A 13,187-nucleotide genomic window follows, 5' to 3' on the forward strand; every position below is an offset into this window, starting at 1 on the left:
ACGGGTGGGGGATAAAACAGGGACACAGTTCAAAAATTGCCCATGACACTCCTGTGGTTTTAGGTGTCCCGTCACATATTGGCGCAACTATTTTATCGCGTACGCAAACCTTTGCGCTAGATCAATAAGATTAATACTTTTAAAAAAATAAGTACGCCATTCTGTTTGTTTAAGGCTTGATTTTACTGGGTTTTGATCACAAAAAAGCCAGCATAAAGCTGGCTCTGATACGTTTTCTTCGTGCTTGTTAATTCATGCAAATTAATGAATTGTGTCGCTTCCTGAGGAGGCTTGTGCGTAGAGTGTTGCGATCTCAGCCTCTTCAAATGAGTAGTTGGTGCCACAGTAATCACAATGTAAAGAAACGGATCCTTCAGACGATAAAATGTCGTAAATTTCCTCTTTGCCTATTGTGATGATGGCCGCCCCACTGCGTTCACGTGAACAACCACAATGGAATTCCACGGGTTGTGGGGTGAACAACTGAACTTTCTCTTGGTTATACAGGCGATACAACAGATCAGTGGCTTCTAAGGTGAACAGCTCTTCGTTTTTTACGGTGTTAGTTAACTGCTCTAAGTGCTCAAAATCATCGGGCGTACCCGTTCCGTCCGGAATGGTTTGCAGCAACATGCCAGCGGCACAGGCTTTTCCATCTTGCGTACCAATGCGTATCCAAAGGCGTGTTTTCAACTGTTCAGAGCGGATGAAGTAACCTTCCAGCACTTCCACTAAGTTGTCACCCTCTAAACCGACCACACCTTGGTAGCGCTCGCCTTTCTTGGGCTCGATAGTGATAACTAAATGACCTTTACCCATCAAAGTGTGTAGGTCGGCATCATCGGCAATATCGCCTTTCCAGCGTGCGACACCACGCACTTTCTGTTCATTATCACCATTGATAACGACTAAGGAAACTGGGCCATTGCCTTGCAATTGCATGGTAATTGAGCCTTCAAACTTCAGCGTTGCGGTTAGCAAGGTCGTTGCGACGAGCAGTTCGCCCAAAAGTTTTTGTACTGGGGCTGGATATTCCTGGCTCGAAAGGATGTGTTGATACGCGTCGTCTAATTGTACCAACTCGCCACGTACGGATAGATCTTCAAATAAGTAGCGATTTAAAATGTTATTTGCCATTTAGCTATTTCCTCGGAACATGGTCCAGCTTTTATTGATGTTTAAATTTAATGATGTCACGACGCTCTTTTTTGTCTGGTCTGCGTTCGGGGCTTGGGTTGTGTGCGTTGAGCTTACGTTGCTCGGCATGATGGGCACGTTTGGCGATGCTTGCTGCGGTTTCCGAATACAGGGTTTGTGCTTCTGGCGCGCTGCGCCTTTGCCCTAACAGATTGATCACAGTGACGATTTTCTCTTCTTGGCCTTGGCGCAAGGTAATCGTTGCCCCAAGCTCGACAATTTTACTTGGCTTGGTGCGTTGGCCATTATAATGGACTTTACCACCATCGACCATACTGCGTGCGATCGACCGCGTTTTATAAAATCGTGCTGCCCATAGCCATTTATCCAATCTTATTTGCTCTGTCGCAGAACTCATACTACAAATGTGCCTCAAAGGGAGTTAGTCTTGTACGTTTTATGGCCTTTACAATGGTGTTTTGGTTCCAGATTTTCAAGCTACCCGACAAAATAATGTCAGTAAAAATGACGAGAATGTCTCCTATGATATATTAATGTGTTTTTGTAGCGCGATCTTCGCGGTCTTATGTATCTGTTCCATTTAAATGGAAGCATAGTTTAAATGAAATGGAAGTATAGTTTGAGGCCAATCCGCCGGTTTTCGTCTGGCTAACGGCTCATGAATGTGAAATATCATGGTTGAAGTAAGAAAATATCAGTAAGGACATCTTTTGAGGCGAATCGATTTTAGCAGTATGACCTCATCTCGCTTATGGCAAGCAGGTTTGCTACAAAAAATACCGCAATGGCAGAAACAAATCAGCCAATTTCTTACCTTAGTATTGCTGGTCACGTCGGCTTGGATTCTAGGAAAAATGGTGTGGCTGATTCAGCAAAACGCGGTTGATATAACGCCTTGGTCTCCAAGAGCAATTGCATCAACGCCGAATGCGGCGCGTTCGCTTGATCTCTCTTCTTTACAACAAGGAAGTTTATTTGGTCGCTATAGCGAGCAGAAGGTCGAAGCCGCACAGCCTGTGGTCAAAGATGCCCCTAAAACCAGCCTTAGCTTATTATTGGTTGGAGTGGTGGCGAGCAATGAACCGAGTAAGAGTCTAGCGGTAATCGCAAATCGTGGTAGTCAATCGACCTATGGTGTTAACGAAGTCATTGAAGGAACCCGTGTCAAATTGAAAGCGGTGTTCAATGATCGCGTTATTATTGATAACTCAGGGCGCGATGAAACCTTGATGTTGGATGGAATTGACTATCATAAACCGAGTGTAGCAACGCCTGAGCGCGTTGTTGCGTCGAATGTGCGTGGTAATAACCCAGCGTCTGCAGAAGAGAAGTTGGATGACATTCGCGCCGCTATTGCCAGCAATCCGCAAGAAATCTTTAAATATGTACGCCTGTCGCAAGTGAAACGTGATGACAAAGTGCTTGGATACCGAGTGAGCCCTGGGCAATCTCCTGAGTTGTTTGAGTCGGTAGGGCTACAAGATGGCGATGTCGCAATCGCGTTAAACGGTCAGGATTTAACGGACCCGGACGCCATGAATAAGATTTTTCAGTCAGTCTCTGAGTTAACCGAAATGAACTTAACAGTCGAAAGAGACGGGCAATCCCATGACATTTATATCCAATTTTAGACAGACTGATGCATGAGCATGAGTTTAGGGAGTAAGACGTGAAGCATTGGTTAAACAAAACGACGTGGTTATTGATGGGTGGCTTGTTGTCATCGCCGTTAGCCATGGCAAACGATTTTAGTGCCAGCTTTAAAGGCACCGATATTCAAGAATTCATCAATATCGTGGGCCGTAATCTTGAAAAAACAATCATTGTTGATCCTTCCGTTCGGGGGAAGGTTGATGTCCGCAGCTATGACACACTTAATGAAGAGCAATACTACAGCTTCTTTTTGAATGTATTGGAAGTGTATGGTTTTGCCGTGGTGGAAATGGACAACGGCGTGCTCAAAGTGATCAAGTCGAAAGATGCCAAAACGTCTGCGATTCCTGTGGTTGGCGATGAAGGAAAAGAGAACGGTGATAGCGTGATCACGCGCGTTGTTGCGGTGCGGAATGTTTCGGTACGAGAGCTTTCACCTTTGCTGCGCCAGTTGATCGATAACGCAGGAGCGGGCAACGTAGTGCATTATGATCCGGCGAACATTATTTTGATTACAGGTCGTGCTGCGGTCGTCAACCGTTTAGCCGATATCATCAAACGAGTTGACCAAGCTGGTGACAAAGACATCGAGGTTGTGGAACTAAGTAATGCATCTGCCGCTGAAATGGTGCGTATTGTGGAGGCATTAAACAAAACTACGGATGCCAAAAATACCCCAGAGTTTTTGCAGCCTAAGCTGGTGGCCGATGATCGTACCAATTCGATTTTGATCTCAGGTGATCCTAAAGTCCGTGAACGCCTAAAGCGATTGATCACTCAGCTTGATGTTGAGATGGCAACAAGAGGTAATAACCGCGTCATTTATCTAAAGAATGCGAAAGCGGAAGATTTGGTTGATGTGCTGAAAGGAGTGTCTGACAACTTGCAGGCCGAAAAACAGTCTGGGCAAAAAACGGGGCAAAGTTCACAACGCACTGAAGTGATGATTTCAGCACATGCGCCGACCAATTCCTTAATTGTTACCGCTCCGCAAGACATTATGAAAGAGCTAGAAGATGTGGTTGCGCAGTTGGATATTCGTCGCGCTCAGGTATTGATTGAAGCGCTGATTGTTGAAATGGCCGAAGGGGATGGCATCAACTTAGGCGTGCAATGGGGCTCACTCGATAACGGCTCTGTAATTCAGTATGGCAACGCGGGCGCGCCAATCGGTAAGGTAATGATTGGTTTAGAAGAAGCCAAAGATACCACCACCACTAAAGCCGTTTATGATTCTGATGGTAATTTCTTGCGCAATGAAAACACCACTACCAAAGGGGATTACTCTACTTTGGCGTCAGCGCTCGGTGCGGTCAATGGTGCAGCCATGAGCTTAGTGATGGGCGACTGGACGGCCCTTATCAGCGCTGTGTCGAGTGACTCCAACTCGAACATCTTGTCATCACCGAGTATTACGGTGATGGATAATGAAGAAGCCTCCTTCATCGTGGGCGAAGAGGTGCCTGTTTTGACAGGTTCGAGCGCGGGCGCAAATAACGATAATCCTTTCCAAACCGTAGAACGCAAAGAGGTCGGTATCAAGCTGAAAGTGGTACCACAAATCAACGAAGGCGACTCAGTTCAACTGAAAATTGAACAGGAGGTATCCAACGTATTAGGAGCGAATGGTGCCGTCGATGTCCGTTTTGCAAAGCGTCAATTAAACACATCGGTCATCATTCAAGACGGTCAAATGTTAGTGCTGGGGGGGTTGATTGATGAGCGCGCAGTCGAAAGTGAATCCAAAGTCCCACTATTAGGCGATATACCGGTTTTAGGCTATTTGTTCAAATCGACCAGTACCCAAGTTGAGAAGAAAAACCTGATGGTCTTTATTAAGCCGACCATCATTCGTGATGGCATGACGGCCGATGGCATCACTCAGCGTAAGTACAACTACATTCGTGCAGAGCAGCTTTATAACGCTGATCGCGGTTTGAAGTTGATGGCGAACGACAATATTCCTGTGCTGCCTAAGTTTGGCGATGACCGTACTCATTCTGCGGAAGTACAAGCCTTTATCGAACAAATGGAAAAACAGCAATGACCGAAGTTTTGTCGCAACCTCACTACCGTCGTTTACCGTTTAGCTTTGCCAATCGTTTTAAATTGGTATTAGAGCTGGTAGAAGACAACGAGCTGCCGACGTTATTTTATGTCGCTCCGCTGGCTATCGAATCATTAGTCGAAGTGAAACGAGTCGTGAAACAGCCGCTCAACTTGGTTGAAATTTCACTGGCCGAATTTGAAAGTAAGTTAACCCAAGCTTACCAACGAGACTCGTCAGAAGCGCGACAATTAATGGAAGATATCGGTGCTGACAGTGATGATTTCTTCTCATTAGCCGAAGAGCTGCCGCAAAATGAAGATTTGTTAGAGTCAGAAAACGATGCGCCCATCATCAAATTAATCAACGCCATGCTTGGCGAAGCGATCAAAGAGGGCGCGTCGGATATTCACATTGAAACCTTTGAGAAAATCTTGTCGATTCGTTTTCGTGTCGATGGGGTACTGCGTGAAGTGTTAGCGCCGAGTCGTAAATTAGCGCCGTTGCTGGTTTCACGCGTCAAAGTAATGGCTAAGCTTGATATCGCTGAAAAACGTGTACCACAAGATGGACGCATTTCATTGCGCATTGGCGGCCGAGCGGTCGATGTTCGCGTGTCAACCATGCCTTCGTCTCACGGTGAGCGTGTGGTGATGCGTTTGCTAGATAAAAACGCTACGCGCTTAGATCTGCACAGTCTAGGAATGACGGCAGCCAACCACGAAAGCTTCCGTCAATTAATCAAACGACCGCATGGCATTATTTTGGTGACGGGCCCAACCGGTTCAGGAAAATCCACCACCCTGTACGCTGGCCTGCAAGAACTCAACAGCAACGAGCGTAATATTTTAACCGTGGAAGACCCGATTGAGTTCGATATTGATGGTATCGGCCAAACTCAAGTCAATCCTAAAGTGGACATGACTTTTGCACGAGGATTACGTGCTATTTTGCGTCAAGACCCGGATGTGGTCATGGTTGGGGAAATTCGTGATTTAGAAACCGCGCAGATTGCGGTGCAAGCGTCTTTAACCGGGCACTTGGTGATGTCGACGTTGCACACCAATACCGCCATCGGTGCGATAACACGTTTGCGCGATATGGGAATCGAACCCTTTTTGATCTCATCATCGCTGCTTGGCGTATTGGCACAACGCTTAGTGCGTACCTTATGTCCCGATTGCAAAGAGGCCTACCAAGCTGATAATGAGCAGAAAAAACTGTTCAATTGTAAGAAAAAAGAGTCGCTGACACTGTATCGTCCGAAGGGCTGTGACAAATGCAATCACAAAGGGTATCGAGGCCGAACGGGTATACATGAATTGTTGCTGATTGATGATGAGGTACAAGCCTTAATTCATAGCGAAGCCGGAGAGCAAGCAATTGAAAAAGCGGTGCGGGCGAAAACACCGAGCATTCGTGATGACGGGCTTGATAAAGTGCTGAAAGGCATTACCTCACTTGAAGAAGTGATGCGAGTGACGAAGGAAGCATAATGGCGGCATTTGAATATAAAGCGCTCGACGCCAAAGGCAAACAAAAAAAGGGTGTTATTGAGGGGGACCATGCTCGGCAGGTTCGCCAGCGCTTAAAAGAGCAAGGGCTTATACCGATTGAACTCATTGAGACGCAAGCGAAAGCGGCTCAGCGTGAGCAATCGCCTTTGAGTTTTAAGCGCGGTATCAGTACACCGGATTTAGCGCTCATTACTCGCCAGTTATCCACTTTAGTGCAGTCAGGCATGCCATTGGAAGAGTGTTTGAAAGCGGTATCTGAACAATCGGAAAAGCCGCGTATTCGCACCATGTTGGCCGCTGTTCGTTCCAAAGTGACCGAGGGTTATACCTTGTCAGACAGCTTGGGTGATTATCCACATATCTTTGATGACCTGTTTCGTTCGATGGTTGAAGCGGGCGAAAAATCAGGTCATTTGGATTCGGTGCTTGAGCGTTTAGCAGACTATGCTGAAAATCGCCAAAAAATGCGTTCCAAGTTACAACAAGCGATGATTTATCCAGTGGTGTTGGTGGTGTTCGCGGTGTGTATTGTGGCTTTTTTGCTGGCGGCTGTGGTGCCTAAAATCGTCGGACAATTTGTCCAAATGGGGCAAGAATTACCGAAGTCGACTCAATTTTTACTCTCCTCAAGTGATTTTATCCAGCATTGGGGTGTCCAATTGCTGGTGCTATTGGTGATATTGATTTATCTCGTCCGATGGTTGTTAAGCAAGCCAAATTTGCGGTTGAAGTGGGATAAAAAAATCATCGGCATGCCGTTGATTGGCAAAATCACTCGCGGTCTCAATACTGCGCGTTTTGCGCGAACTTTGTCTATTTGTACCTCCAGTGCGATTCCTATTTTGGATGGGATGCGTGTGGCGGTGGATGTGATGTCCAATAAATACGTCAAGCAACAAGTGTTGTTGGCGGCTGACAATGTTCGCGAAGGGTCGAGCTTGCGTAAAGCGCTTGAGCAAACCAAGTTATTTCCACCGATGATGCTGCATATGATCGCCAGTGGTGAACAAAGTGGTGAGCTCGAAAGTATGCTGACGCGCTCGGCCGATAACCAAGACGCGAGTTTTGAATCGACGGTCAACATCGCATTAGGTATTTTTACCCCGGCGCTGATTGCATTAATGGCTGGGTTGGTACTGTTTATCGTGATGGCGACCTTGATGCCGATTTTAGAAATGAATAATTTAATGAGTCGTTGATCATGACTGAATTCTGCAATGATAACGACCAAACTATGTTGGAGATTGGAATGAGAACAAAAACAAATAAACAGTCGGGCTTTACTTTGCTTGAAGTGATGGTGGTTGTGGTTATTTTGGGTATTTTGGCGAGTTTTGTGGTGCCTAATTTGCTCGGTAATAAAGAAAAAGCTGACCAACAAAAAGCGATTACCGATATTGTCGCACTCGAAAATGCGTTGGATATGTATAAATTAGACAACAGCGTGTACCCAACGACAGATCAAGGCTTAGAAGCTCTAGTGACCAAGCCGTCGAATCCTGAGCCACGCAACTACCGCGATAACGGTTATATTCGCCGTTTGCCAAATGACCCTTGGGGCAACCCTTATCAATACTTAAGCCCTGGTGATAACGGTACGATTGATATCTTCACGCTAGGTGCTGATGGTCAAGAAGGTGGCGAAGGCGCCAGTGCCGACATAGGCAACTGGAACATGCAAGATTTCCAATAAGAGAGAGGGCGGCCTTAGCCGCCCCATTTATCTGATGCTATCTCAACGCGGTTTTACCCTACTCGAAATACTGCTGGTGCTCGTGCTGCTCTCGCTCAGTGCTGTGGCCGTTATATCGACGCTACCTAGCACGAACAACGATGATGCGAAACAGTACGCGATGAGCCTTTATCAGCGTCTACAACTGAGCAATGAAGAAGCTATTCTCAGTGGCAAAGATTTTGGTTTGCGGGTCGATGAAAAAAAATCGCATCTGGTTTTCCTATCGATGGAGGACAAGGGATGGCAGCCGCTAGAGAGCAAGAAAATGGCTTCACAGCTCCAACTGCCTGAGGGGTTATCTCTTCAGTTTGAGCTGGGAGGAAGTGCATGGAAAAACGACGATCGACTCTTCAAACCGGGCAGTCTGTTTGATGACGATAAGTTTGTTGATGAAAACGAACAGAAAAAGCAGCTACCACCACAAGTGTTTATTTTATCGAGTGGTGAGCTGACTCCTTTTGTCCTGAGCATCCATCTTAATCAGCAAGATGCAGAGCAAGGCTGGCGAGTGGTAGTGAAAGAAAACGGGGAAATCACGCTGTTCGCTCCGGGAGATGCGATCGATGGGTAAACAAAAAGCGATGACGCTGTTAGAAGTCTTGGTGGCGCTGGCTATTTTTGCCACCGCTTCCATCAGTGTGATCCGTTCGGTCAGCCAACACATCAATACCGTGAGTTATTTGGAAGAAAAAGCGTTTGCCGCCATGGTGGTCGATAACCAGATGGCGCAAGTGATGCTTACTCCTAAAAATGTACAAGCGAAAAATGGCAGTGAAGTATTGGCGGGTCGAACTTGGTATTGGAAAGTCACTTTAGTACCCACTGCGGATAATTTATTGAAAGCTTTTGATGTCAGCGTGGCTAGTGAAAAAGAAGGATCACCTTTGGTGACAGTGAGAAGTTATGTCGCCAAATAAACGGAACAAAGGTTTTACCCTGATTGAAGTGCTGGTGGCGATTGCGATTTTCGCTAGTTTGAGCGTTGGTGCTTACCAAGTATTGAACCAAGTCCAGCGCAGTAATGAGATTTCAGCCCAACGTAGCCAACGTTTGAACGAATTGCAGCGCGCCATGGTGTTAATGGATGGCGATTTTCGGCAGATGGCAACGCGTCAATTTCGCACCAATGGTGAAGAGCCAAGTCAACAGATGCTGATTTGGAAAGAGTACTTGCTCGACTCCGATCAAAAAGGAGTGCTGTTTGCACGATTAGGTTGGCATAACCCACAGCAGCAATTTCCACGCGGGGAAGTCACTAAGGTCGGCTACCGAATTAAAGAGGGCGTGTTAGAGCGTATATGGTGGCGTTATCCTGATACTCCTGCAGGGCAAGAAGGGATCATCACGCCATTGTTACATGATGTTGAGTCACTATCGCTGCGCTTTTATAACCAAGATAAATGGAGTGAAGAGTGGAGTGATGCCTTGAAAATCCCACAGGCGGTGGCCGTGAAATTGGCGCTGAAAGATTACGGCGAGATTGAGCGTATCTACCTTACTGCTGGTGGTGGCATCAATTCGACCAATAAAGAGGCTGATAATAATGGCGCACCCTAATCGAGCCCAACGCGGTGTAGCGTTAATCGTTATCTTGCTGTTGTTGGCGATTATGGTGTCGATTGCCGCAACCATGTCCGAGCGTTTATTCACACAGTTTCAAAGAGCGAATAATCAAATTAGTTACCAGCAAGCCTATTGGTATAGTGTGGGTAGTGAAGCTTTAGCCAAAGTCGCTATCGAGCAGAGCTACAAAGACAACGAAACGATTAACTTAAGTCAACCTTGGGCGATGAAAGAGCAAACGTATCCATTGGATTACGGCACTCTGAAAGGACGCATCCTTGATAAACAGGCTTGTTTTAACCTGAATGTACTCTCGAGAGCCAGACCTGCGGCAGGGAGTGTCGGAAAACCCTATTTAGTGCAAGTGTTGCAACGGTTATTGGAAGAGCTTGAGGTCGACAGCTATCAAGCCGAAGTGATTGCCGATTCGGCTTGGGAGTATATTGATGGCGATTCAGATGTGCAGTCCTCTTATGGCGTAGAAGACAGCCAGTATGAATCAATGTCTCCTGCTTATCTGGCGGCGAATAGTTTACTTGCGGATAACAGTGAGTTGCGCGCGGTTCAGCAGGTGAGCGGTGATGTAATGAATAAAATAGCGCCTTATATATGTACTCTCCCCACTGATGATTGGCGTTTGAATATCAATACCTTGGAACCCGATCATGCCAAGTTATTGGTGGCGATGTTCAGCCCGCACTTAAGTGAAGGGGATGCAAAAAACTTACTCGAGAGCCGACCATTTGATGGCTGGGCTTCGGTAGACAATTTTCTCGCAGAGGCCGCATTGGCTGCTGTGGAGAGCAAAGTGAAAGAAGAAGCGAAACAGTACCTAGCTGTCGATAGTGCTTATTTTGAACTGGATGCTCAAATCTTGGTTGATGACTCGCGAGTTCGTATTCGCAGTTTATTGTTTAGTGATAATAGAGAAACCGCAACGGTCATACGCCGTCGCTTTGGAGGGATCAGTGAGCGAGTTTCTGACCGTTCGGCTGAGTAGTCAACAAGACGCTGAAATACCTTGGCTGGTGTGGTCAACACAGCAGCAAGAAGTGATTGCCAGCGGTGAAATATCCGGATGGGAGCAGCTATCTCAGCTCTCTAGCTATGCGGCTGAACGCGCCACGATTGTGCTGCTCGCTGCCAGTGATTTAGTTCTCACTGAGGTCGCGATTCCATCAGGGGCGGCTCGTCGCTTAGAGTCAATGTTGCCTTATCTAATCGAAGATGAGATCGCACAAGATGTGGATGAGCTGCATTTTTCAATTTTGCATAAAACCGCTTCCACTGCTTACGTTGTCGGGGTGGATCGTGCTTGGTTGCGTACCCGCTTAGATGAGCTCAAAGCCGCGGGTTTTGACGTGAAAAAGGTATTACCGGATGTGTTGGCTATCCCTGCATCAGAGGGGTTGTCGGCACTGCAGATCGGCCAAGAATGGTTAATCCGTAAAGGTGAGTATTTAGGGGTGAGCATTGAACCGCAGTGGTTAACGCTGTTTAGTGCTTCAGAATGGGTCAAGCAAGAGGGGCACTATTTACCTCTAGAGGCGTATACCCCGCTCCCTGAGCTGACATTGGCTGAAGGGCAACATTGGCAACAGGCCGAGCCTCATTTAGTCATGGCGCTGCTGACTCAGCAAGCGATAGCGAGCAAAGTGACTTTACTGACGGGAAGTTTTAAAACCAAGTCCTCGTTTTTGAAGCATTGGCAAGTATGGCAAAAATGCGCATTAGCGGCCGCGGTGTTGATTGTAACTTCAACCAGCCACCATCTTTTGCAAGCAGGGCACTACGAAGCGCAAGCCGATGCTTATCGAGCGGAGAGTGAACGTGTTTTTCGCGCGGTTTTCCCTGATAAACAGAAAATACCCACCATCAGTTACCTGAAAAGACTGATGAATGATGAAGCGGCTCGGCTCTCTGGCGGCGAAGCCAACGGTTCGATGTTGGAGTGGTTGTCCAAGCTGCCCAGCAGTGTCGGCAGCGTACCGAACATGCAGTTGCAAAGTGTTAAATATGATGGCAATCGGGGTGAAATTCGTCTTGAAGTTCAAAGTAATGATTTTGAAAGCTTTGAACAAGCGCGCCTTAAATTGGAAAAGCAGTTTGTGGTTGAGCAAGGGCAGTTAAACCGCTCGGGTTCTGTAGTCAATGGTACCTTCATACTGAAAAGCCAGTGAGGTTAGTGACATGAAAAATAGCCTGAGTGCACTTCAACAACGATGGGCGGCCTTTTCCCCTCGTGAACAGAAATTACTGTTAGGTGGTGTGTCGCTGTGTGTGGTTGCGATCATTTATTGGGGCATTTTAGCGCCACTTAATCAGAAAACCGAGCTTGCGCAAGCCCGGATTATCAGTGAAAGACAATTGCTTAATTGGGTGACGGATAAGGCCGATGCCATTACTCAATTGCGCGCACAAGGTGGTGGGGTGGCAACGACGCAACCGCTCAATCAAGTCATCTCATCAAGTGTGCAGCGTTTTCAAATTGAGCTTATTCGTATTCAACCGCGTGATGAAATGATGCAGGTTTGGATACAACCACTTCCTTTCTCTAAATTGGTGGATTGGCTTGCCTTTCTAAAAGAGCAGCAAGGTGTCGATGTCGAGTTTATGGACATCAACCGTGCTCAGCAAAGTGGCGTTGTCGAAGTAAAACGCTTACAACTGAAGCGAGGTGGTGAGTGAAAAAGAAATTGCTCTATAGCGGGTTCCTTGTAATGGTTTTTCTCATCAGTGTGGTCGCGCATATTCCGGCCTCCTTGGTGATGAATCAACTCTCCTCTTCCGAAGTCATGCGTGTCACTGGTGTTGACGGTACGGTGTGGTCTGGTAGTGCTCAACAACTCTTTTGGCAAGGGCAAAATGTCGGCGATCTCAACTGGGACATCCAAGTATCACAACTGCTGATGGCCAAGTTTGAAGTAGCGGTACGCTTTGGACGCGGTAGTGATATGGGAGTTCGTGGCAAAGGCAATCTTGGTCTGGGGTTTTCTGGCCCTTATGCGGACAAGGTTGTGGTTTCTGTCGCGGCTAATAAATTAGCGACGCTGTTTCCGCTGCCTGTACCAGTGACTTTTCAGGGGCAAGTCGAGTTGTCCCTGAACCATTACCGCTATGATAGCCCGTGGTGTGAATCTGCCGAAGGCTCACTTGCGTGGACTCATGGCCGAGTTGACTCACCTTTAGGAGAGCTCTCGCTTGGTCCGGTAGTCGCAGATCTGCAATGTCAAAGCAATCAGATGACATTGAACGGCCAGCAAAACAGTGATCAAATGAGCAGTGAGTTTGCCCTGCAGCTGCAACCAGACATGAGTTACAGTGCGAAAGCATGGTTTAAACCTGAAGCGCAATTCCCACCCGAAATGGCGGATCAATTACAGTGGATTGGAGCGCCAGACAACCAAGGTAAATATCAGTTTAATTATCAAGGCCAGCTTTGATTGGTTTTTTTAACCGTAATCATTTCATACCCCCAATAAAAGTGCTGAGTCTATTGATCAGCATTTTTATT

14 protein-coding genes are annotated in these 13,187 nt (G+C 46.9%); 12 read left to right on the top strand and 2 right to left on the bottom strand.

Features of this window, described 5'->3' with window-relative positions:
• Positions 1 to 261 precede the first annotated feature (261 nt).
• A complete protein-coding gene (gene hslO / locus AACT23_RS03755; RefSeq protein WP_013855441.1) occupies positions 262 to 1,137 on the bottom strand; it encodes an Hsp33 family molecular chaperone HslO in 876 nt (291 codons plus the stop codon).
• A gap of 31 nt (positions 1,138 to 1,168) precedes the next feature.
• Positions 1,169 to 1,555, bottom strand: a complete 387-nt coding sequence (gene hslR, locus AACT23_RS03760; RefSeq protein ID WP_026028320.1) for a ribosome-associated heat shock protein Hsp15 — start codon at positions 1,553 to 1,555, stop codon at positions 1,169 to 1,171.
• 337 nt (positions 1,556 to 1,892) lie between these two features.
• Here hslR and gspC point away from each other — a divergent pair, with 337 nt between their 5' ends.
• Genes gspC through AACT23_RS03820 form a run of 12 tightly spaced genes read left to right on the top strand, consistent with a single transcriptional unit; the run spans position 1,893 to position 13,116 of the window.
• Positions 1,893 to 2,789 (top strand): type II secretion system protein GspC, encoded by an 897-nt coding sequence (gene gspC, locus AACT23_RS03765; RefSeq protein ID WP_228376488.1) that lies wholly within the window; start codon positions 1,893 to 1,895, stop codon positions 2,787 to 2,789.
• Positions 2,790 to 2,827: 38 nt separating this feature from the next.
• Positions 2,828 to 4,858, top strand: coding sequence for a type II secretion system secretin GspD (gene gspD / locus AACT23_RS03770; protein ID WP_094129102.1), 2,031 nt, complete (start codon positions 2,828 to 2,830; stop codon positions 4,856 to 4,858).
• The gene (gspE, locus tag AACT23_RS03775) at positions 4,855 to 6,354 is read left to right on the top strand and encodes a type II secretion system ATPase GspE (RefSeq protein ID WP_019282846.1); all 1,500 of its coding nucleotides are present in this window, start codon (positions 4,855 to 4,857) and stop codon (positions 6,352 to 6,354) included. The genes gspD and gspE overlap by 4 nt, the downstream gene beginning before the upstream one ends.
• Positions 6,354 to 7,574, top strand: coding sequence for a type II secretion system inner membrane protein GspF (gspF, locus tag AACT23_RS03780; RefSeq protein ID WP_017045694.1), 1,221 nt, complete (start codon positions 6,354 to 6,356; stop codon positions 7,572 to 7,574). The genes gspE and gspF overlap by 1 nt, the downstream gene beginning before the upstream one ends.
• Positions 7,575 to 7,624: 50 nt before the next feature.
• Positions 7,625 to 8,068 (top strand): type II secretion system major pseudopilin GspG, encoded by a 444-nt coding sequence (gspG, locus tag AACT23_RS03785; RefSeq protein ID WP_010319321.1) that lies wholly within the window; start codon positions 7,625 to 7,627, stop codon positions 8,066 to 8,068.
• A gap of 34 nt (positions 8,069 to 8,102) precedes the next feature.
• Positions 8,103 to 8,681, top strand: a complete 579-nt coding sequence (gene gspH, locus AACT23_RS03790; RefSeq protein WP_094129105.1) for a type II secretion system minor pseudopilin GspH — start codon at positions 8,103 to 8,105, stop codon at positions 8,679 to 8,681.
• Complete coding sequence (gene gspI, locus AACT23_RS03795; RefSeq protein WP_013855433.1) at positions 8,665 to 9,027, top strand: type II secretion system minor pseudopilin GspI; 363 nt, start codon at positions 8,665 to 8,667, stop codon at positions 9,025 to 9,027. Before gspH ends, gspI begins: the two co-directional genes overlap by 17 nt.
• On the top strand, positions 9,014 to 9,667 hold the full coding sequence (gspJ, locus tag AACT23_RS03800) for a type II secretion system minor pseudopilin GspJ (protein ID WP_088731482.1): 654 nt from the start codon (positions 9,014 to 9,016) through the stop codon (positions 9,665 to 9,667). Before gspI ends, gspJ begins: the two co-directional genes overlap by 14 nt.
• Positions 9,654 to 10,673: a type II secretion system minor pseudopilin GspK gene (gene gspK, locus AACT23_RS03805; protein ID WP_094129108.1), complete on the top strand. Its 1,020-nt coding sequence runs from the start codon at positions 9,654 to 9,656 to the stop codon at positions 10,671 to 10,673. The genes gspJ and gspK overlap by 14 nt, the downstream gene beginning before the upstream one ends.
• Positions 10,642 to 11,853, top strand: a complete 1,212-nt coding sequence (gspL, locus tag AACT23_RS03810; RefSeq protein ID WP_094129111.1) for a type II secretion system protein GspL — start codon at positions 10,642 to 10,644, stop codon at positions 11,851 to 11,853. The genes gspK and gspL overlap by 32 nt, the downstream gene beginning before the upstream one ends.
• Positions 11,854 to 11,863: 10 nt before the next feature.
• Positions 11,864 to 12,361: a type II secretion system protein M gene (locus AACT23_RS03815; RefSeq protein WP_013855429.1), complete on the top strand. Its 498-nt coding sequence runs from the start codon at positions 11,864 to 11,866 to the stop codon at positions 12,359 to 12,361.
• Positions 12,358 to 13,116 (top strand): type II secretion system protein N, encoded by a 759-nt coding sequence (locus tag AACT23_RS03820; protein WP_094129114.1) that lies wholly within the window; start codon positions 12,358 to 12,360, stop codon positions 13,114 to 13,116. The genes AACT23_RS03815 and AACT23_RS03820 overlap by 4 nt, the downstream gene beginning before the upstream one ends.
• Positions 13,117 to 13,187 lie beyond the last annotated feature (71 nt).

It is taken from the genome of Vibrio sp. V09_P4A23P171, from assembly GCF_963875615.1.
GTDB lineage: Bacteria > Pseudomonadota > Gammaproteobacteria > Enterobacterales > Vibrionaceae > Vibrio > Vibrio anguillarum.